18 protein-coding genes and 1 riboswitch are annotated in these 20172 nt (G+C 41.9%); of the genes, 14 read left to right on the top strand and 4 right to left on the bottom strand.

The genetic code is table 11. The features are described from left to right. Positions 1-91: 91 nt before the first annotated feature. From IEY40_RS10405 to IEY40_RS10385, 5 genes are all read left to right on the top strand, one after another. Complete coding sequence (locus tag IEY40_RS10405) at positions 92-1489, top strand: hypothetical protein (RefSeq protein ID WP_188955864.1); 1398 nt, start codon at positions 92-94, stop codon at positions 1487-1489. Between the two features lie 51 nt (positions 1490-1540). Next, complete coding sequence (locus tag IEY40_RS10400; RefSeq protein ID WP_188955862.1) at positions 1541-2692, top strand: imelysin family protein; 1152 nt, start codon at positions 1541-1543, stop codon at positions 2690-2692. A 116-nt stretch (positions 2693-2808) separates the two neighbouring features. Further along, a complete protein-coding gene (locus tag IEY40_RS10395; protein WP_188955860.1) occupies positions 2809-4431 on the top strand; it encodes a di-heme oxidoredictase family protein in 1623 nt (540 codons plus the stop codon). Between the two features lie 180 nt (positions 4432-4611). Next, positions 4612-5136 (top strand): menaquinone-dependent protoporphyrinogen IX dehydrogenase, encoded by a 525-nt coding sequence (gene hemG / locus IEY40_RS10390; RefSeq protein WP_188955858.1) that lies wholly within the window; start codon positions 4612-4614, stop codon positions 5134-5136. Beyond that, positions 5136-5651 carry a cytochrome b/b6 domain-containing protein gene (locus tag IEY40_RS10385; RefSeq protein WP_188955856.1) on the top strand — a complete coding sequence of 172 codons (516 nt, stop codon included), beginning with the start codon at positions 5136-5138 and terminating at the stop codon, positions 5649-5651. Before hemG ends, IEY40_RS10385 begins: the two co-directional genes overlap by 1 nt. A 12-nt stretch (positions 5652-5663) precedes the next feature. On the opposite strand, the gene IEY40_RS10380 is transcribed toward IEY40_RS10385, so the two are convergent. Continuing rightward, entirely contained in the window at positions 5664-6575 is a 912-nt protein-coding gene (locus IEY40_RS10380) for a LysR family transcriptional regulator (protein WP_188955853.1), read from the bottom strand. Positions 6576-6720: 145 nt separating this feature from the next. Between IEY40_RS10380 and IEY40_RS10375 the strand changes: the two genes are divergently transcribed. Then, positions 6721-7692, top strand: a complete 972-nt coding sequence (locus IEY40_RS10375; RefSeq protein ID WP_188955851.1) for an aldo/keto reductase — start codon at positions 6721-6723, stop codon at positions 7690-7692. A 76-nt stretch (positions 7693-7768) separates the two neighbouring features. After that, positions 7769-9595: an alpha-amylase family glycosyl hydrolase gene (locus tag IEY40_RS10370; protein WP_188955849.1), complete on the top strand. Its 1827-nt coding sequence runs from the start codon at positions 7769-7771 to the stop codon at positions 9593-9595. A 57-nt stretch (positions 9596-9652) separates the two neighbouring features. On the opposite strand, the gene IEY40_RS10365 is transcribed toward IEY40_RS10370, so the two are convergent. Both IEY40_RS10365 and IEY40_RS10360 read right to left on the bottom strand, forming a co-directional pair. Then, positions 9653-10309 (bottom strand): thiol:disulfide interchange protein DsbA/DsbL, encoded by a 657-nt coding sequence (locus IEY40_RS10365; RefSeq protein ID WP_188955847.1) that lies wholly within the window; start codon positions 10307-10309, stop codon positions 9653-9655. 123 nt (positions 10310-10432) lie between these two features. Next, complete coding sequence (locus tag IEY40_RS10360) at positions 10433-11107, bottom strand: DNA-J related domain-containing protein (RefSeq protein WP_188955845.1); 675 nt, start codon at positions 11105-11107, stop codon at positions 10433-10435. A 304-nt stretch (positions 11108-11411) separates the two neighbouring features. Here IEY40_RS10360 and IEY40_RS10355 point away from each other — a divergent pair, with 304 nt between their 5' ends. From IEY40_RS10355 to IEY40_RS10330, 6 genes are all read left to right on the top strand, one after another. Further along, positions 11412-11978, top strand: coding sequence for a phosphoribosyltransferase (locus tag IEY40_RS10355; protein WP_188955843.1), 567 nt, complete (start codon positions 11412-11414; stop codon positions 11976-11978). Between the two features lie 175 nt (positions 11979-12153). Beyond that, positions 12154-14070 (top strand): peptidase U32 family protein, encoded by a 1917-nt coding sequence (locus IEY40_RS10350; RefSeq protein ID WP_188956026.1) that lies wholly within the window; start codon positions 12154-12156, stop codon positions 14068-14070. Positions 14071-14197: 127 nt separating this feature from the next. Next, a complete protein-coding gene (locus IEY40_RS10345) occupies positions 14198-14515 on the top strand; it encodes a DUF3622 domain-containing protein (RefSeq protein WP_188955841.1) in 318 nt (105 codons plus the stop codon). A 127-nt stretch (positions 14516-14642) separates the two neighbouring features. Beyond that, positions 14643-15308 (top strand): hypothetical protein, encoded by a 666-nt coding sequence (locus IEY40_RS10340; protein WP_188955839.1) that lies wholly within the window; start codon positions 14643-14645, stop codon positions 15306-15308. 144 nt (positions 15309-15452) lie between these two features. Further along, positions 15453-15648, top strand: a riboswitch (cobalamin riboswitch). Positions 15649-15777: 129 nt separating this feature from the next. Beyond that, positions 15778-17766 (top strand): TonB-dependent receptor, encoded by a 1989-nt coding sequence (locus tag IEY40_RS10335; RefSeq protein ID WP_188955836.1) that lies wholly within the window; start codon positions 15778-15780, stop codon positions 17764-17766. A gap of 118 nt (positions 17767-17884) precedes the next feature. Further along, entirely contained in the window at positions 17885-18625 is a 741-nt protein-coding gene (locus tag IEY40_RS10330) for an HDOD domain-containing protein (protein ID WP_188955834.1), read from the top strand. Here IEY40_RS10330 and IEY40_RS10325 read toward each other — a convergent pair. Further along, positions 18605-19510 carry a LysR family transcriptional regulator gene (locus tag IEY40_RS10325; protein WP_188955832.1) on the bottom strand — a complete coding sequence of 302 codons (906 nt, stop codon included), beginning with the start codon at positions 19508-19510 and terminating at the stop codon, positions 18605-18607. The two genes, IEY40_RS10330 and IEY40_RS10325, sit on opposite strands and share 21 nt — an antisense overlap. Positions 19511-19964: 454 nt before the next feature. Here IEY40_RS10325 and IEY40_RS10320 point away from each other — a divergent pair, with 454 nt between their 5' ends. Continuing rightward, positions 19965-20171 carry a dodecin gene (locus IEY40_RS10320; RefSeq protein WP_188955830.1) on the top strand — a complete coding sequence of 69 codons (207 nt, stop codon included), beginning with the start codon at positions 19965-19967 and terminating at the stop codon, positions 20169-20171. Position 20172 lies beyond the last annotated feature (1 nt).

The raw sequence follows: 20172 nt of genomic DNA, 5'->3' as shown, positions 1-20172 counted from the left end.
AAATTGTAATGCGAATGGTTATCAATACATGTATGGTTGTGTGCAGTTTTTACAAATTGTTAACGCTGTATGCGTTTTGTTGGAGAAATAAATGAATCAAACGTTAACCTTATTGGCGGTCTCTGTCGCGGGCATATTAGGCTTAATGACGAATGCACAAGCAGCAACAGATCCTGAGACGTTAGCTAAAGCAATCGCTAAGCAAGAAGCTGAAATTGCGTTACTTAAACAGCAATTAGCCACTCTCGCGGCAGAGCAAAAACAACAGCAACATAATAATGTTGAAGTGGCTAAGCAAGTTAACCAAGTGTCTGATCATGTCAGTAAAGCCGATGAGCGCTTAAGTCGTTTTAGTTTCAAATCTTATGGTACCGCTAATTACACCAGTGATGAGTATTTCGATAATGTCCAAGATACATCAGGCGAGCGACGCAACCGAACCGATCTTGAGCGGATTGTGACCGAGTTTGGTTATCAATTTAACGACGATTGGAGTATGGAAGTTGAGATTGAGTATGAACATGGCGGCACAGGTACAGCATTAGAATATGACGGTTTTGATGAGTTTGGCGAGTTTGAGTCTGAAGTTGAGGCTGGCGGTGAAGTACTGGTTGAAAAAGCCGAGATCCGCTATCGTCCAAGCCAAGCATTTGGCGTTAAGTTCGGCAACATTCATTTGCCTATTGGTTTATCCAGCACGCTACATAAGCCGAACCAATATCTAACCGTGCAGCGTCATAAAAGTGAAGCTGCGATGATGCCTGCCGTGTGGAACGAAAACGGCATCGGTGTTTATGGTGAAATTGCTGATTTCCATTATCAGGCTCAAGTTGTGAGCGGTCTCAACTCTGAATACTTCCGCACTTATGATTGGGTCGCCTCTGGCCACCAAAAACGTTTTGAACATGTCAATACAGATGATTTAGCGTTTGCTGGTCGCCTTGATTACGGCAACTTTAAAACGGGCAGTGCGATTGGTGTGGCTTATTATTATGGCAATACCAGTGGTAACAGACACAAGAGTAATAAATTAAATGTCGATGGTGCACTGAGCATTGTATCTGTTGCTGGTGCGTTTGTTGAAGGGCCATGGATACTACGTGGTCAATACCTCTATGGCACTTTAGATAACGCCGATGCCATTACCCAAGCCAACAAAACAACCCCTGGTTTACGTCCTGGCAATTTTGCTCAACTAGGCTCTGAGTCGCAATCATTCTTTATTGAAGCTGGCGTCAAACTCGACCATTGGTTTGATTTGCCCATGACAGTCTTTGCCAATATTGATTATTCCAACCCACTGATGGACGTGGAAACGGGCACAGCAACCAAGCGTTATGAAAATACCTGGAGCAGTGTCGGTATTAACTACTTCCCAATACCAGAAATTGTCATTAAAGCCGAAGGCGGTCTTCATCAAGTGGCCGTGGCCAGTATTCCTGACACCAACTTTTTTGCGTTAGGTGTCGGATACCAATTTTCACTTTAAGCCATCTTATTTTAACTCGTACGACCTAAATTAATTAAATGGAGTTTTATTATGCGTTTTAACTACACCGTAATCTCATTAGCATTAGTGGCTACATTATCTGCTTGCGGCGGTTCAGGTTCAGATTCAAGTGACACTGAAACCCCAACAGTCGGCTTTAGTTTTGCTGCTACGGATATGATAACTAATCTAACGGATGACGTTATTGTGGCTGGTTATGCGGACTTAGCAGCCCAAGGTGATGCATTGCTATTAGCGACACAGACGTTATTAACCTCAACATCACAAGCCGATCTAGTTGCCGCGCAAAATGCCTGGAAAGCAGCTAGACAACCTTGGGAGCAAGGTGAGTCACATATTTTTGGGCCTGTTGACTCGTTAAGTATCGATCCGCATTTAGACAGTTGGCCGCTAAACACCACCGATTTGCAGACTCAGCTTGCCAATAGCAGTGGTTTTGATGCCGATACCATTAAAGGTTGGAATGACGATGTGCAAGGTTTCCATACCATGGAGTACTTATTATTTGGCGATGGTATAAATAGCAATACCAAGCAGATTGCAGACTTAACAACTAAAGAGCGTGAATACCTTATCGCATTAGCGGAAGTGTTTCGTGACTATGCGGTGCAACTTGATGACGCATGGCAAGTGAGCTACAACCCACAAGATACCAATGCTCTACCTTATGCCGAACTGCTTAAAACCTCAGGTGATGCAAACAATGCAATTTATTCATCTGAGCTTGCGGTGATTGAAGAGTTAATTAACGGCATGATTGGCATTGTTGATGAGGTCGGTAACGGTAAAATTGCTGATCCATTTGGTGAGTCTTTAGCAACCGCAGACACATCAAAAGTGGAGTCTCAATATTCTTGGAATTCGTTAACTGACTTTGCTGACAACATTATTGGTGTGCGTAATGTGTATCAAGGTGAGTTTACAGGCTCAACGGATAAAACGGGTTTAATTGATTTTGTTGCAGCAGCAGATGCTGAATTGTCAACACGAGTGGCGAGTGAAATTGAAGACGCTATCAGTAAAATTCAAGCCATTTCAGGCACCACTGATATGCCATTTCGCCAAGCTATTTTAGATGCAGAAGGACGCGTACGAGTGCAAACGGCAGTTGATGCGTTAAGTACATTACAAGCGTCTCTAGAGTCGGATGTATTGCCATTATTGTCTGAGTGGAATTCGTAATAAGTGCTTGCTTGCCCTGTACTACCTGAGTATAGGGCAAGCATCGTCGTTAACGCTTAACAAAATACAATAATAGAGTAGGCGTAATACATTTTGAGTGAAGCAGTGAGTCTGTAATGAATAAATTTTCGCAACAACCTTATCTTTTACTAGTCTTGATGGGGCTAACATTAACCGCCTGTGGCGGCAGTGGTGATGATAATACTGAACCGAATGTTCCCACGATAAGTTATCCTTCTTACACCTCTGTTATTGCTTTAGGTGGTGACACAACAACCTTTGATGCCAGCAATTCAGGCCACGGTTTTTCTACCCCATCGTTAAACTTAACCGACGATGAATTAGCGTTGCATTTAGAGGGGGATGCTAATTTTGAGGTGTCTTTTACCACAGCCCCTAATAGTGAACATCCTGATCAAGATGGCTTAGGCCCGGTATTTAATAATGCAGACTGCAATTCATGTCATCAGCGTGATGGTCGAAATTCGACGCCCTTTTTAGCTGCAGATCAAACCCGAGTTAAGCTCGATTCTGCCGCAGGGATTTTTTTGCGGATCAGTAAAGCTCCCGATCAAACATGTACTGTCGGTACGGCAGACAATCAATATTGTGCTCCGATTAAGGTGCCCGATTTTGGCGACCAACTCTTTCATCGTGGAGTGTTAAAAGCCCGTGCAGATTGGCAAAATAACGCATTTGTTGGCCAAGCTGATGTGTATTTATCTTACGAACGTCATGAGGTTGCCTATGATGATGGCATTGTCGTGAGCCTTAAAAAGCCGATTTTTGAAGTCGAAAACCCTTATGATGCCCCAGATGAAACAAAACAAAGCATGAATGTCACCTCAAACTTATTGCAAGATGATGTGTTAATGGGCTGGCGTAATGGCATGCCTGTATTTGGTTTAGGGTTGCTTGAGGCTATTCCTGAGGCGAGTATTTTGGCAAATGTCGATGCTGACGACAGCAATAATGATGGTATTTCTGGCCGCGCTAATTGGGTGTTTGATGCGGTTAAAGCGCAACAAGGAGATGACTATCCAGTCTCTCTTGGACGTTTCGGGTGGAAGGCTAATACTCCTAGTGTGCGAGTTCAGTCTTTAGGTGCCTTACGTGGCGACATCGGTATCACTAATCCGCTTTTTCCGGATGAAAGTATTCTCGGCACAAGTTTACACGACTCATACCTAACCCGAACAGGCTTTGTTGATACCGGAGAAGATGTTAATGGCGAACCAGAAGCTAACGCAGAGTTTAGTGATTCAGTGGTGTTTTATGCTGAAACGCTAGCTGTTCCAGCAAGGCGTAATGTTGACAATACTAATGTACGTGAAGGCGCTAGGCTGTTTGAACAACTTAAATGCAGTCGCTGCCACACGCCATCTTTTGTGACCAAAACGTCGGGTGACATTGGTGGGTTGCCAATGAGTGACAGCTTAAAAAGCCAAACTATTTATCCATTTAGCGATATGTTATTGCACGACATGGGTGAGGGACTTGCCGATGGTCGCCCAGACTTTTTGGCTGACGGTAACGAGTGGCGTACACGACCTTTATGGGGCATAGGATTAACGCAAACGGTTAACCCGCAAGCGGGATTTTTACATGATGGCCGTGCTGCAACGCTAGAGGAAGCTATATTATGGCATGGTGGTGAGGCTCAGCAATCAACCGATGATTTTATGATGCTTAGCCAAGATGAGCGTGCTCAAGTGATGGCTTTTTTAATGTCGCTCTAATCTTTACTGCTATTTCCTCGCAAGGGAGAAGATGATCAAAATCCTTAGCAGCCTTGTTGCTAGGGATTTTTCTATTGTCACTAGATGACAATTACTGTGGCGTGATCTGTTTCATGTAAATTTTAATTTTAGTGGGCTAAGATACTGTATTACTTTAGATGATTTCAACTTGAGGTCAGCATGAGCCATATTTTACTGATCCATTCTAGTGTCCATGGTTACACTCAAAAAATTTGTGAGTATTTACGAGATAAACTTGAAACACAACAACAGCAAGTGACAGTTGCGCCCTTGTCAAATGTGCCAGACCTGGATGCATTCGATAAGGTGTTTATTGGCGCGAGTATCCGCCATGGTAAACATCGTCCTGCCTTATATCAGTTTATTGATGCGCATCAGCAACAATTGCTATCTAAGCCGAGTGGTTTTTTTTCGGTGAGTCTAGTGGCTCGTAAACCGGCTAAAAATACCCCACTAACTAATAGTTATATGCAGCAGTTTTTAAGCCAAAGTCCTTGGCAACCTAAAGTTCTGCAAGTTTTTGGCGGTAATTTAGATTACCAGGGCTACGGCGCGATGGACCGTAACATTATTCGCTTTATTATGTGGATAACCAAAGGCCCAACCGATCCCAATACCAAAGTTGAATTTACTGATTGGGAAAAAGTTGACCAATTTGCTCAGCAAATGATTGAGGCGAGTTAATGACCACGAAACAACTGTGGCAACGTGTTGAAGCAATGCTGCATCCTGCTGTATTGCTATTGTCGTTGTTATTAGTGTGTACAAGTTCGTGGGTATTAATCGGCCGACAATTAACATCGCGTGCAAGTTTTTGGGATTTACTCCATGTTTACGGTGGATTATTGACCGGAATATTGGCGTTAATGTTTGCCGTTAAAGTGTGTATCGGTGGGCAATGGCGGCAGTTTTTCCCTTGGTTGACGCTTGATGTTAAACCGCTGTTTACTGATATTCGCGGCCTCTTACGCGGACAATTACCTCATTATGGCGGTAAAGGGTTAATCAGTGTTATTGAAGGACTTGGAGTCATATTGCTTTTGCTGGTGGCGGTGACGGGGGCCGCTTGGTACATTGCTGACCCCAGTAATGCCTTAACGTGGCGCAATTACCATATTATTTTTGCACATAGTTTTATTGGTTTTATTGTGGTGCATTGTTTACTCGCGTTATTACACCTAAGGGACTTTTTTAGTTAAGCATTGCTCTTATTAAGATTTATCAATAAGTTCTGGTTCACTGCTTTTCTGTAACTTAAACCACGCTAGGGTAAATTGAATAAAACTACTCAACCTTGCCGATTGATTAATCATTTGTGGGTGCACAATATAAGTGGCCGATTGGCTCATGGTTTCATCTGGCAAAATCACACGCAAACGCCCCTGTTGTAACTCCTTATCCACCAGATATTGTGGACCCAGCATAATACCCCTTGCGAGTAAGGCTTGTGTTTTTAGCATATGGTTATCGTTGACGCTCATAAAGCTGTTAATGGCAATGGTTTTACTGCCAAATGTCCAATGAGTTTGCTCTGCTGAGGTTAAGCATTTGTGCTGTTGTAAATCATCAATGTTTATTGGCGTCCCAGCTTCTTCGAGGTATTCAGGCGCCGCGCAGCATACTTGTTGATACTCAAATAACTTTTTGGCAACCATATTTTGTGGTGGGTTTTGCGTTGCTCTAATGGCTAAATCGAAATCATTTTTTGCTAAATCATACAAGGTGTAGCTGCAATCTATGCTGAAATTTACTTGTGGATGCAGTGCGCTAAACTCATGGCAAATATCGAGTAAATAACGCTGAGTAAACTGGCTTGGTGCCGTAATGCGGATTCTCCCGGCAATATCCTCATTGTCGTGACGAATTTTTCGGTCAAGATCTAATAAATCTGCTTTCACCTGTCCCATGCTGGCTAAAATCATTTCACCTTGCACCGTCAGTTTGACACTGCGCGTTGTGCGGATAAGCAATGCCCGACCAAGATCTTGTTCAAGCTGCCTAATTTGCTCAGATAAATAACCGCGCGAAATCCCTAATTCAGCAGCCGCGCCGGTAAAACTTAACTGTTTGGCGACCTCACTGAATAAGAATAATCGTTCAAACTTCTTATGCTCTCGGCTCATGTAACTTATCCAATATAGTATTTTATATAGAACTGTAATCTGTTATTGGTAGGTATATCAAATAATGATTTTGTATTTTAATGCTTCTTTTTTATCCCATACCTCATAAACTACGACTAACCAATGCAATATTAAGAGCACCAATATGATTCAATTACCGCTAAATAAATGTTTACCCAATGTGAGCCCGCTTGTGTACGGCTGTATGGGGCTGGGTGGCGGTTGGAATAATAATCCAATTAATGATGCGGATATTAAACAAGCCCATCAAGTGATTGATACTGCTTTAGATAACAAGATTAATTATTTTGATCACGCCGATATTTATACTTTTGGCAAAGCCGAGCAAGTGTTTGGCAAAGTATTAGCCGAGCGTCCTGAGTTACGCAAAGATATATACTTGCAAACAAAATGTGGTATCCGATTTGCCGATGATTTGGGCCCAAAGCGTTACGACTTATCTGCGCAGTGGATCCAAACCTCAGTAGAGAAAAGCTTAGTGCAGCTAAACACAGAATATCTTGATGTATTGGTGCTTCATCGCCCCGATCCTTTGATGCAGCCAACAGAAGTCGCGCAGGTGTTCAACCAACTAAAAAACGCGGGAAAAGTACGTTTTTTGGGGGTGTCGAACATGCAGCAACATCAGGTGCAGGCACTGCAACAAGCCTTAGACGCGCCGTTGGTGCTAAACCAAGTTGAAATGAGTTTACATAAACATGATTGGTTAGATGAAACCGTGTATGCGGGCAATCAAGCGGGTAAAGACATAAACTTTACCCCAGGTATGATGCAATATTGCCAACAGCAACAAATGCAAATCCAAGCATGGGGGAGTTTATGTCAGGGATTATACAGTGGCATTGATGTCAGCAACCAGCCTATAGCGGTACAACAAACTAGTCGGTTAGTGCAAGCATTTGCCGAGCAATACCACACCACAGTAGAAGCGATTTTGCTTAGTTGGTTAATGCAACACCCGAGTCAAATTCAACCGGTTATTGGCACCACTAATATTGAGCGAATTAAGGCGTGTAGCAAGGCGACACAGGTATCGCTTAATCGTGAGCATTGGTATGCATTGTACGTTAGCGCTAAAGGCCAAGAACTCCCTTAAACGGTGATGAGCTTTTTCTTTTTTTCCCGTAAGGCACTGCCGCATCTATCATATTCAGCGCAATATAAGAGGCCATATGAATAAACAAATCGTCACAATACTCAGCGCAATGTTACTTGCAGGTTGTCAGCCTTCAGCAGTCGGTAACGATGCTACTCAGGTCGTTATTCCTCTACCTGCTGATTCAGCGGGTAGAGGCAGTAAGGTTCCGGCAAAACCGATTTCTGACATCTATCAAGATTACTTACACAGAGATGTTCGTGATGATATTTTTTACTTTGTGTTGCCCGATCGTTTTTATAACGGCAATCCAAGTAATGACAACGGCTCAATAACGCAACAGATCTCAGCAGGTGGTGTAGAGTTAACTCACCCTCGCGGTTTTCATGGCGGTGATATTAATGGCATCGAACAAAAACTAGATTATCTACAAAATTTAGGTGTTACCGCCATTTGGATGACACCGCTATTACGCAATAAAGCGATTCAATCTGATGGTATAGCTCATCACGGATATTGGATTGTCGACTTTACCGAAATTGACCCACATTTTGGCAGTAATGCTGATTTAAAGCAGCTTATTAACGCAGCGCATCTACGTGGTATTAAAGTGTTTTTTGACATTATTACTAATCACACCGCTGACGTGATTAAGTACCAAGAGTGTCATCAAGCATCGGGTGAGTTTATTGCATCCAATACACATTGCGAATATAAGTCTCTAGATAAATTAGCAAAAGGCGACAGTTACACGCCATTTATCCCCGAAGGCCAATCTGAGGTGAAAGTACCGAGTTGGTTGAACGATCCGCGTTACTATCACAATCAAGGCGACAGTACCTTTAAAGGCGAAAGTTCACTTAATGGTGACTTTAATGGTTTAGACGACCTCAATACCGCCGACCCTGCAGTGTTGGCGGGCATGATTGAGATATATCAAAACTTGATTAAAGAGTTTAAGCCAGATGGCTTTAGGATCGATACCGTTAAACATGTCGATTTATCATTTTGGCAAACTTTTAGCCCTGAGATTGTTAGTTTTGCTAACGCACAGGGGATCCCGCAGTTTCATGTATTTGGTGAAGTATACGATCCAGATCCTAAAGTGCTCAGCCTCTACACCACCGAAGGCCAGCTGCCATCAGTACTCGACTTTGCGTTTCAGCAAACGGCAGCAGATATTTTCTACCGAGAAAAGAGCCCGTTACTCGCACAGCAATTATTTGCTCAAGACGCCCTTTATCAAGACAGTGACAGTCAGGCCGACTTGTTAATGACCTTTTTAGGCAATCATGACATGGGGCGTACAGGATATTTTATCAACCAAGCTGCGCCAACAATGTCTGCAGAAGACAAGCTACAACGCAGTATTTTGTCGCATGCATTTATGTTTTTATCCCGTGGTATACCAGTGATTTACTATGGTGATGAGCAGGGCTTTACCGGTGATGGTAATGACATTGATGCGCGGGAGGATATGTTTAGTTCAAAAGTGGCCAGTTATAATGACAATACGTTATTAGGCTCTCAGGCCACTACCGCAGATGATAATTTTGATAATAATCACCCTTTGTACAAAGCCATTGTTCAATTGAGTCATTTGCGTAAACAGCATGTATTATTACGCCGTGGAGAGTATCAAGAGCGCTTTTATCAAGCCGATAAGAACATATTTGCATTTGCGAGGCTTGATCCTAAAACAGATGAAGAGCTATTAATGGTATTTAATAGTGGCGAGCACGCACAAACGATGACTCTATCTACAGAAGGTAAAATATATCGTTTATTGACATCATGGCCTGCTCCGATAACGGCAGCGAGTAATGCTGACAACACTGCAACAACATTGACCGTGACCTTACCTCGATTAAGCTATGCGATTTATACGACGGCAACCCCTTAGCAGGCATAAAAAATGGTTATCCATTGGATAGCCATTTTCTTGTTAAAGGAGTCGTAACTACTTTTGTAATGCTAAATAATTAATCAGTCCAATAATGTCATCGAGCGTGCGCATTTCATTTAAATTAATCGCGTATTTATCGTTAACGATAAAAGCAGGCACACTTTGTACTGCATACATCTCTTGTTGCTGGCGCCATAAACTAAGCTTTTTATCGGTTTCAACGCTGTCAGCTAAGGTGTCGTATTGTTTTGCATCGACGCCTAACTCAGCAAAGACTTTCTTAATGTCATCACGGTTGTTGATCAAGGATTTGTGCTCATGACCTGCCGCATTATGGTCGTGGCCTGCATTGTTGTCTTTACCTTGTATCGCCCCAAACATGGCTATTTTTAATGCTTCTTTGTTGTCTAATTCATGGATAACCGCTAACGATCGCATGACTTCAGTGCCTAAATCACTGTTCATAAAGTCTACGTGTTTACTGTCGAAAGTGATTTGCTTATCTAATCCTTTTTTGATTTCTGGCAGGTACTGGCTTTCCATATTGAAGCAATTATGGCAATAAAATGAGAAAAACTCAGTCACTTTTGGCTCTGTGGGTACCATGTTATTTGATATTTGAGTGTAGTGCGTACCTTCAACAAATTGTGTTGCTAAGCTAGTGATAGGGGCAACCGCTAACGTGACGGCTAAAGCTAAATATTTAAACATGAAGACCTCAAATTGGAGATAAAAATAGACAAGGTAATGCCACTAATAATGGCATAAAAAGCCAAAATCAGCTGCAGAATTTGTGTGATCAAGTAGCGGTTTACGTTAAATAATGAATCGACTTTAAGCCACTAAGCTTTTGTCTCGCAGGGTTTGCCAGGCTTCACAGATTTCACGGAATCGTTCTGCATTGCCTTCATCACGATCTGGGTGCCATTTAAGCGCCAGTTTACGCCATTGCTTGCGGATATCTTTATCGGTGGCAGTGACATCTAACTCGAACACTTTTAAAGCATGACCTTTATGCATTAATTGAACATTAACGCCAATATATTGCTGGTAACTAGACCAGAATGACTCGAGCATCTCACGAACGACATTAACGCTAGCATCGTAATTAGCCCAATCAAGGTAGTAGTCACGTAGGGCGCCGTCACGAACATGTTCGATATCTGCATGAGCGGGGATGATTCTAAAAATTTGAATCTCCATTGCTTTAACTTGCAACCATTGTCTTGGCATTAACATGTCTTGTAATTCATATAGCGCATTCATTAATAGAAAGTTACGCTTGAAGAGATCTTTTTCAGGCATTGGGTCAAGGTCGTGCATCAACCCTTTGGTTTGCAGTTCACTGGCTAAATGGTGCACTTTCCAACTTGTGTTCGACGACTTTAATAAGGTTAAAACAGGCCAAATTAGCGGGTTGTCGCCTTTAGGCACACTCAATACGCGGGCATCAGGTGCAGTAGACTGCGAGTTTGCATAATGATTTTGTGAGGTTTTGTCGAGCAACATAGTGGCGTCTTCATCCTGAATTGGCGATAAAATAAACGTATCGGTTAAAAAACACTATGCCATAGCCGCCGTGAATGACAAGTAGATTTTATCTATTGGGCGCAGACAAAGTCGCTAATGGTGGGCAACCCATATTTCACATAAATAATCCGGTCAACGTAAGCGTGTCGAGCATATAAATGGTAAGTTATTTGTGAACATTGGGATTTAATGTAGATTTTGATCAATTAATTCTGATTCTTACAGGCAAGATAATCTTATTTGGTATAAAATTCTCCGCAACAAATTAATAGGGGCCTCACCAATGACTGATAAACATTATATTAGCGCACAACAACTTTTAGAAGATTCATTTAGACTGGCTGCGCAAGTGTATGACAGTGGTTTTAGACCGCAGTTTATTGTGGGTATTTGGCGCGGTGGAGCTCCAATTGGTATTGCTGTGCAAGAGTATTATGACTTTAAAAAAGTCGAAACTGACCATATTGCCGTGCGTACTTCCTCTTATTACGGGATTGGTACTGACAAGCAAGACAAGAATATTAAAGTGCACGGTTTGCACTACATTATCGAAAATGCCAACGCGAGTGACGGCTTGTTAATTGTTGATGATGTATTTGATTCTGGCCGCAGTATTGATGCCTTAATTGGTAAGTTAAGAAAGTTTATGCGTCTAAATATGCCAAACGACATTCGTATTGCTTGCCCTTACTACAAGCCTAAAAATACTAAAGTCGATTTAAAACCAGATTATTTCATTCATTCATCTGAAGATTGGTTAGTGTTCCCGCATGAAGTATCAGGATTAAATCCACAAGAAATTGCTGAAGGTAAAACCGACTTTAAGAACATTCAAGAGCTATTTTTATAAACAAAACAATGTAAAAGTCATGCGGCATATTTAGTCGCGATTTTACTTAGAACTTTGTTTAAAGTTTGCTAAAATACAAGACTATGCGAGTGCGTCAACATACTAATGTCAATGAGACGATATCAGTATGTTGGCGCACTTTTTTATCCGAATTGAGCGAAATTTAGTTAACATTATGGTTTCTGTAGAATTGTTTACCCCCGAGGCTCCGGTAAAGCGCCAACTTGAATTGCTTGCACCTGCTAAAAATGCTGATTACGGCATTGAAGCTATTCGCCATGGTGCTGACGCGGTTTATATTGGTGGCCCTGCGTTTGGCGCGCGTCACAATGCTGGTAACAGCGTTGAAGACATTGCTCGCTTAGCGGAGTTTGCTCATCGTTATCATGCTCAAGTGTTTGTTGCCTTAAACACTATTTTAATGGATAACGAAATAGACAAGGCGCAAAAGCTAATATGGGAACTCTACGAAGCCGGTGTCGATGCCTTGATTATTCAAGACATGGGCGTATTGCAATTAGATTTACCACCAATAGCATTGCATGCGAGTACCCAAACAGATAACCGCAGCCCAGAAAAAACCGTGTTTTTTGAACAAGTGGGTTTCTCGCAGGTGGTATTAGCGCGTGAACTAAATATTCCACAAATTCGTGATATTGCCGCTAGCACAAAAATGAAATTAGAGTTTTTCATTCATGGAGCATTGTGTGTCAGTTACAGCGGCTTATGTAATTTAAGCCATGCGTATTCAAATCGCAGTGCTAACCGAGGTGAATGTTCACAAATGTGTCGTTTGCCGTGTAATTTAACCACGCGTGATGGTGACGTATTAGCTGAAAACCAGCATTTGTTGTCGCTTAAAGACAACAATCAAACTGACAATTTAGAAGCTTTGATTGATGCCGGTATTAGTTCTTTTAAAATTGAAGGTCGTTTAAAAGACATTACTTATCTTAAAAACGTGACCGCTCACTATCGCCAACAGTTAGATGCGATTATTGCTAAGCGCAATGACCTTGAATCGATATCTCATGGCCGCTGCGAGTTTAACTTTACGCCAGACCCAGACAAGAGCTTTAATCGTGGTAAAACAGATTACTTTGTTAACGAGCGTACAGAAGCGATTGAGCATTTTAGTTCACCTAAGTTTATTGGTGAAAAAATTGGCCGTATTACTCAAGTCGGTAAAGATTTTATCAAAATTGATCCGAGCGAAAGCGGTAAAGATATCCACTTTAATAATGGGGATGGCTTGTGCTATTTCGTTGAACATTACGAAACTCAGCGCCTGTCTGATGACAAGCTTTCGGGGTTACGAGTTAACCGTGCAGACGGCAATACCTTGTATTTAACCGAAGTACCAAAAGATTTAAAAGTCGGCGTGATGATGTTCCGTAACTTTGATCACAAGTTTGAAGCCACATTAAATAAAGACTCAGCGACGCGCAAAATCAGCGTTGACATGCAGTTTTTTGACACAGATGACGGCGTAGGATTAACGATTACTGACGCGCATAATATCAGCGTTACTGCAACGTTAGTGTGCGATAAAGCCCCGGCAAATGACCAGGCTAAAACTGCTGAAAACTTAAAGAAGCAATTAGGTAAGTTAGGTAGCAGCGATTTTGTGTTAAACAAAATCAACCTACAAACCGAGCAAATGTGGTTTTTACCGGCATCAGTGGTCAACGAATTGCGCCGTGATGCTGTGAGCGAGTTAATGACGGCTCGCGTTGCGGCTTATCAACGCCCAGAGCGTTGGGTACATAACAAAGAAGCGCGTTTCCCACAAAAAGCCTTGAGCTTTTTATCTAACGTGGCCAACGAAAAAGCCAAGTCGTTTTATGAGCAACATGGTGTAATTCAAATCGAAGACACCTACGAAAAAAATACCGTATTGCATGATGCGCCATTGATGGTGACCAAGCATTGTTTACGTTACAGCTTTAATTTGTGCCCTAAAGAAGTTGAAGGCATTAAAGCGGACCCAATGTTTTTAGATGTAGGTAAAGATAAATTAAAGCTGGTGTTTGACTGTCACAAATGTGAAATGATGATTGTGGGTTCAAACCAGTTAGTGAAGCAACAATAACGCCATCACAAAAAAGCGTTAAAAATAACCAATAATAGCTGCCCAAACTCGTGCGTATCGAGTACACTGCGCGGCTGAAATTTCATGGGTTTTGTCCCGTGATACCCAAAGTAGGATTGATAAGATTATGAGCGATAGCAAAAAGTATGGTTTACGTGTATCACAAGTTGAAAATACTTGGAAAACCGAAATCACTCGTCGTATGACAGCGACTAAAACCATAGTATCTAAAAGCCAAGATGGTTTTGCTTCAGAAGCAGAAGCCATTGCATGGGGCGAACAGTCTTTACAGGGTTTCCTGTCTAAGCAAGCTGACCGTAACAAGCGTAAAACAGAGAAACACCTAAAAGCGAAAAGCTTAGCAGCAGCTATTGCGGCTGAATCTGCTGTTGATGAAGATGAACTCTTTGACGCAGAAGACGAAGACGATGAAGAGTTAAACTAACATTTTACAATGGTGTAAATGTTATAGATAAGTTTCAATTTTTGTATGTTCAGGATAGGATATACATAATTAGAATGATTTTTAGTCAACTTATCGCCTATCTTGACCTTGCAAGGATGACATTGGGATGAACAAGATTGCTGCAGTTATCGGCTACGCGGGGTGCGTTGGAATATTTAGCTTATTCCCCTATACCGCGTATGCTACTTTTCCAGCATTGGTTACATTGGAGTCCCAAAATGACTCTTCTGGTACGCTTGTTATGTCTAGCGATGTTCAGCGATTAACCACTGTATCGCAAACCTTCGGCTTTTTACCTCCTCTTTCATGGAAACTCGCCTTTAATGAAAAGCGCGGAGACATGACCCTTGCTGAATTTATCCCTGCTAACGAAACGCTTAATGATTGGTCTAGCCTCGTATGCATGCAAGGTTTTAAAGGGCTAGCAGAAGATGTAGAACCCGATGAGTTTTTAGATTCAATGGCCGAAACCTATAAAGAACATTGCCAGGGTGATGTGATTTATCAGCCATTAGGTAGCATGAAGGTTGAAGGCTATGAAGCTGTACATGGTCTGCTTGGCTGCACTAGCATGCCCAACTTTCATAATGCGTCTGCCATAGAGTCAGCATCATACATTACCAGCCCTCGTGGTGAGATGGGCTACTTTACGGTAATAAGCGATGACGACGATATTTATTTAGTTCATAAATCCATTCGTACCGCTGTATTTACTGCCGAGTCGGCACCTGTTACTCAACAAAATTATCGCGAGTTTATGGCAGAGCCTTAAATCTAACTAACGTGAGTAATCTGCGAGTTGTTTTAATGCTTACCGACTATCAGCAAAGTGCTGATTCCGTTATAATCCTGTCGAAGTTTATGGCTGTATTTATCAATCCAATCAACCATTAGACTGTTTCTCTCTATTTATACAAGTTTAGTCAATCTTTACGGTGCCAATGTTGAGTCATATCGATGCATTGGAGAATCGGGAAACCAGTGAAAGTCTGGTACTGCCCCCGCAACGGTGATAGGTGAGAGCCCAATATGTAATGCATATTTGCTTGGCTCGTGTGTACTTTTAGTGCCGCAACCTCAGTCCGGAGACCGGCCATAAAGGTGATTTCGATGATTTCGGTGGGCAGATCTCGAGATGTGATGTTATGCCGTTTTTGGTTTGCTCAGATGAGTAAGCCGCAAAGTGGTTGTCAATGTTGCGGCGCTATTGCCCCATTTTTCCTTTCAGGAGTTAAAGGTAAATGGGTACTAAACCAACTACAATCGCACTATTAATCAGTGCTATGCTTTGCGCAACTAGCTTTAACGCTGTTGCAGCACCAACCTCTACGATATCAACCACAACAGCATCTAATGCAGACGTTACCATGGATGAGACTATTGTGGTTATTGGTCGTAATCAAACCAACCCGCTAAATATTGCTGCTAATGTGAATGTCATCGATGCCGCTGACATCGAAATGAGCGGCGCGAATAATTTGACCGACTTACTGCGTGGTCAATCGGGTATTCAAGTTTCAGACAATAACTCTGGTACTGTGTTCTCTATGCGCGGTTTTTCAGCTTCTCAAGCGGTTAATAATACCCTTATTTTAGTTGACGGCCGTCGATTAAATAATATCGATATTTCTGCACCAAGCGTTGAATCCATTCCACTTAATTTAATTGAACGTGTTGAGATATTGTCTGGCAGTGCGGGTGTATTGTATGGCGACCAAGCTGTAGGCGGCGTGATTAACATTATTACTAAGGCACCAACAGAAACCGCTGGTGGCTTACAAGTCAGTGGTGGCAGCTTTGACACTTATGAAGTTAAAGGTGATGTCTCTGGTGCAATTAACGATACTTGGCGTTACTTTTTAGCGGGCAGCTATAACGAAAGCGATAACTATCGTGATAATAACGACAATGAAACAGGCTCTATTTTAGGCCGTTTTCAGTACCAAACCGATGTTGAAGATTTTTATGCTGAGGTGAATTACTTCGATAATAATCGTCAAGCTCCAGGTGCGCTAAGTTTAGCGCAGTATGAAGATGACCCTCGCCAGGTCGCGTCTTTTTCAGACGGTGAATACTCTCACGAAATTACGACCGCTTTACGTACAGGTTATCAATATCAACTAACCAAAGTATGGGCGCTGGGTGCAGATTTAACTTATTCAGATACCTCAACAAGCAGTTTATTGTTTGGAAGCGCAGGGCATATAGACCGCGATTTATTGAGTTTTTCACCAAAAGCGACCGCTAATTATCAATTAGCTCATGGCGAGTTGACCATGGTTGCCGGTATTGATGTTAGTCGAGGCGAAGCTGATTTTGATACGCTTTACATCCAACGCAATAACCAACAAACCATGCAAAGTGCTTATGTTCAAGCGACTGTGCCGTTAACCTCAACATTGTCTTATGTTGTTGGCGGCCGTTATTCTGAAGTTACTGATGATTTAACCGATCAATTATTGTATGCCGATGGTGTTGAGCTTGATAACGATGCGCATGCTTTAGAGTTAGGTGTTAATTATCGCCCAAGTGTTGAACATCGTTTTTATGTTCGCGCTAATGATAATTTCCGTTTTGCAAAAGTGGATGAGCAAGCCTATACACCATTAGAGGTGCAAGGGTTAGATCCGCAGACAGGGCGTTCTTTTGAGGCTGGCTGGGATTGGACTGGTGCAACTCAAACCGTTAAGTTAAACCTTTACCGTCTTGATTTAGAAGATGAGATTGTTTACGACGGCAGCCGTACTGACGGACCTTACGGTGGCGGAGCAAACGTAAACGCAGACGAATCTCGTCGTTTTGGTATTAACACGAGTTATGAAGTGCAGCTATCAAATGATTGGCTGTTAGGTGCTTCGTACGACTTTATTGATGCCGAATTTACTCAAGGTGAAAACGATGGCAAAGCACTATCTTGGGTGGCAGAGCATTCAGGTAAAGCGTATATGAGTTACGATTTCGCTGATCATTGGCAAACTTTTGTCGAAGGTGTTTACACTGGTGAACGTTACATGGAAGGCGACAACAGTAATGCTGGTGATAAGCTAGACAGCTATGTACTCACTAACCTCGCGTTAAACTATCATCGTAATGCTTGGACTGCTAGCTTGCGTGTCGATAACTTGTTAGATGAAGAGTATGTTGGTACAGGTTATTACTCGTCTTTTGGCAATGGTTATTACTCAGGTACAGGCCGTTCATTTAGAATTACTGCCGGTTACCGCTTTTAATCAACTGACCTGAACTAAGCTTAAACACGAAAGCCAGTAAACTATTACTGGCTTTCGTTTTGATATATCGTTAAATTAATTTATAGCCTGATTCTTTCACCAAAGGTAACTGATGCATATGACAAATCTTGAACAACAAGTGCTGACTCAAGTTCAAGCAATTATTGGCAATGAAGAGCAAGTTATTGGTCGTCGTGGTATTTTGATCCCATTAAAAAAGGCACTCATTAACGAAGCTGATATTCGAGTTGTCATCGATACCGTCTCGGCGGATCCCGCGCTCGCCGCCCATTTACTACAACGAAGTAATACAGCGCAAACCGCTGGGGTTGTGTCGACCAAAAGCCGCAGTGTAAAAGATGCGTTAATTCGTTTAGGTCAGGTTAATATTTATCGTTATGCTTTTTCATTTTATTTAAAAGAACGTCTTGATGAACTCGCCGAGCCATACAAAAAGCTAGTGCAGGGTTACTGGGCGTTAAATGAAAAGATTGCGCATGATTGTATCGAGTTACTGCGGGCAGAAAACGAAGCTGGAGTCGGGATAAAAGTCGATGCTGATGAAGTGCAAACCTTAGCCTTATTTAGTGTATTTGGCCAAGTGATTGCCTTAACGGCATTTGCATATTTAAATGCAGAGCTGCCAAGACCTGTGTCATTAAAAGTGCTTAAGTCATTGATTGACCAGCAACAACAAAAACTGTCTTTAGAAGCGTTTGAGTCTTTAGGGTTAGATGACGATTTACGAGAAGAGTTTTTGATAGCGCATAACTTACGTCAAACACAAAACCCTGACTCTGCAGGACTTGTGCTTCGACGTGTGTTATCTAAACGGAAACTATTGATTAATCCGTTGTAATGCCATTCCTTCACTTGCTACGAGCTCGAGCCACTTTTGAATCAAATTAGCATTAGTGGCGTCACGGCGGTAAGCGCCAAACAACGGACGTTTAAGCCCTTCAGAGCCTAGTTTTACAGCCGCTAAACTTAAGCCTTGGCTCTCACGAATTGACCATGTCGGTAACGTCGCTACACCATCATTACACGCTACACGCTGTAATAACATTGATGTTAAGTCGCATTGTTTTTGCTCACCAGGTTCAACACCTGCTGGCTCTAAAAAGTGTTTGTAAATGTCTAAACGAGCTAAAGGTACTGGATAGCTAATCAAGGTTTGTTTCGCTAAATCTGTCGGTGTCACGTAGGCTTTTTTCGCTAAAGCATGCTCACTCGATGTTACTAGCTTTACTTCAAAATCAAACAAATGTTGATACGCCACACTGTGTCCAGGAACCGGATCTGAGGTGAGTACGATATCTAATCCGCCTGTTTCTAGCGCATTAAGAGAATCAAATAAATGTCGGCTTGAAATATCAATTTGCGCTGCAGGGGCATGTTGCTTAAATTGCTCAATAACCGGCATTAACCATCGAAAACAGCTGTGGCATTCAATGCCTAATTTAAGCTGTTGGCTTTCTCCTTCAAGACCGCGTTTAAGGTCTGATTCAGTGGCAATCACCTTCGGTAAGATTTCTTCTGCTAAATTCAGCAGTCGTGAACCTTCGTGAGTGAAGGTTAACGGTTTACTTTTTCGAACAAAAATAGCTGAGTTAATACGAGTCTCTAACTCTTTTATTTGATGAGAAAGCGCCGACTGGGTTACAAAACGTTTTTTAGCCGCACCTGCCAAACTGCCACTTTCTTTTAACGCCATCAAGGTGCGAAGGTGTCTAAGCTCTATCATTTTCTCTCCACATGAATCTTGCTCAACTAGCTGATGAAATCAATTCTATTGCTTGGCAGAAGAGTAACACAATAAACTTCTAGACGTCCAGACGCCTGTATGAGTTTTTTTACATATTTAACTATTAATTTTTGTTAATAAAGCATCTCAGCTGTATACAGTATTCAATTTCTAAGTTTTCAATTACTAAGTGTTCAATTATCAATAGCTCATCATTTGTACAATGAAATAAACGATTCACCAAGATGCCTATTTGTTGGGGATAGATCGCGACTGCTAGCGTGAAATGATTAAAACAATAAATATAGCTATCGACTGATAGAAAAAGCGAACTGACAAGCTTATGGCTATACTAATAAAGGATTAATTATTGATAATCAGCCCATTGATGAGCTAAACGCCATGAGCTAAAAGCCATGAGTTAAAATCATGAGCTGAATATAAGGAGTTAAGCATGAGTCATACTTATAAAATTATTGAACTTGTCGGTTCATCGCCAATCAGCAGTGACGATGCGGTTAAAAATGCCATTGCCCAGGCCAATAAAACGGTTAAGCATTTGCGTTGGTTTGAAGTGATTGAAACTCGTGGTCATCTAGAAGAGGGGTCGGTTGCCCATTGGCAAGTGACCATAAAAGTGGGCTTTACCTTAGATACTTAAA

Source organism: Shewanella ulleungensis (genome assembly GCF_014648315.1).
GTDB lineage: Bacteria > Pseudomonadota > Gammaproteobacteria > Enterobacterales > Shewanellaceae > Shewanella > Shewanella ulleungensis.
Note: the sequence above shows the minus strand (reverse complement) of the source record. Positions and strands in the feature narration are given on the sequence as shown.

Excerpts from the sequence above, each read along its gene's own strand:
- IEY40_RS10380 (WP_188955853.1), bottom strand. The coding sequence starts at position 6,575 with ATGAGCCGAGAGCATAAGAAGTTTGAACGATTATTCTTATTCAGTGAG.
- IEY40_RS10335 (WP_188955836.1), top strand. The coding sequence starts at position 15,778 with ATGGGTACTAAACCAACTACAATCGCACTATTAATCAGTGCTATGCTT.
- IEY40_RS10345 (WP_188955841.1), top strand. The coding sequence starts at position 14,198 with ATGAGCGATAGCAAAAAGTATGGTTTACGTGTATCACAAGTTGAAAAT.
- IEY40_RS10365 (WP_188955847.1), bottom strand. The coding sequence starts at position 10,309 with ATGTTTAAATATTTAGCTTTAGCCGTCACGTTAGCGGTTGCCCCTATC.
- IEY40_RS10385 (WP_188955856.1), top strand. The coding sequence starts at position 5,136 with ATGACCACGAAACAACTGTGGCAACGTGTTGAAGCAATGCTGCATCCT.
- IEY40_RS10395 (WP_188955860.1), top strand. The coding sequence starts at position 2,809 with ATGAATAAATTTTCGCAACAACCTTATCTTTTACTAGTCTTGATGGGG.
- hemG (WP_188955858.1), top strand. The coding sequence starts at position 4,612 with ATGAGCCATATTTTACTGATCCATTCTAGTGTCCATGGTTACACTCAA.
- IEY40_RS10330 (WP_188955834.1), top strand. The coding sequence starts at position 17,885 with ATGACAAATCTTGAACAACAAGTGCTGACTCAAGTTCAAGCAATTATT.
- IEY40_RS10375 (WP_188955851.1), top strand. The coding sequence starts at position 6,721 with ATGATTCAATTACCGCTAAATAAATGTTTACCCAATGTGAGCCCGCTT.
- IEY40_RS10360 (WP_188955845.1), bottom strand. The coding sequence starts at position 11,107 with ATGTTGCTCGACAAAACCTCACAAAATCATTATGCAAACTCGCAGTCT.
- IEY40_RS10350 (WP_188956026.1), top strand. The coding sequence starts at position 12,154 with ATGGTTTCTGTAGAATTGTTTACCCCCGAGGCTCCGGTAAAGCGCCAA.
- IEY40_RS10325 (WP_188955832.1), bottom strand. The coding sequence starts at position 19,510 with ATGATAGAGCTTAGACACCTTCGCACCTTGATGGCGTTAAAAGAAAGT.
- IEY40_RS10355 (WP_188955843.1), top strand. The coding sequence starts at position 11,412 with ATGACTGATAAACATTATATTAGCGCACAACAACTTTTAGAAGATTCA.
- IEY40_RS10340 (WP_188955839.1), top strand. The coding sequence starts at position 14,643 with ATGAACAAGATTGCTGCAGTTATCGGCTACGCGGGGTGCGTTGGAATA.
- IEY40_RS10320 (WP_188955830.1), top strand. The coding sequence starts at position 19,965 with ATGAGTCATACTTATAAAATTATTGAACTTGTCGGTTCATCGCCAATC.
- IEY40_RS10405 (WP_188955864.1), top strand. The coding sequence starts at position 92 with ATGAATCAAACGTTAACCTTATTGGCGGTCTCTGTCGCGGGCATATTA.
- IEY40_RS10400 (WP_188955862.1), top strand. The coding sequence starts at position 1,541 with ATGCGTTTTAACTACACCGTAATCTCATTAGCATTAGTGGCTACATTA.
- IEY40_RS10370 (WP_188955849.1), top strand. The coding sequence starts at position 7,769 with ATGAATAAACAAATCGTCACAATACTCAGCGCAATGTTACTTGCAGGT.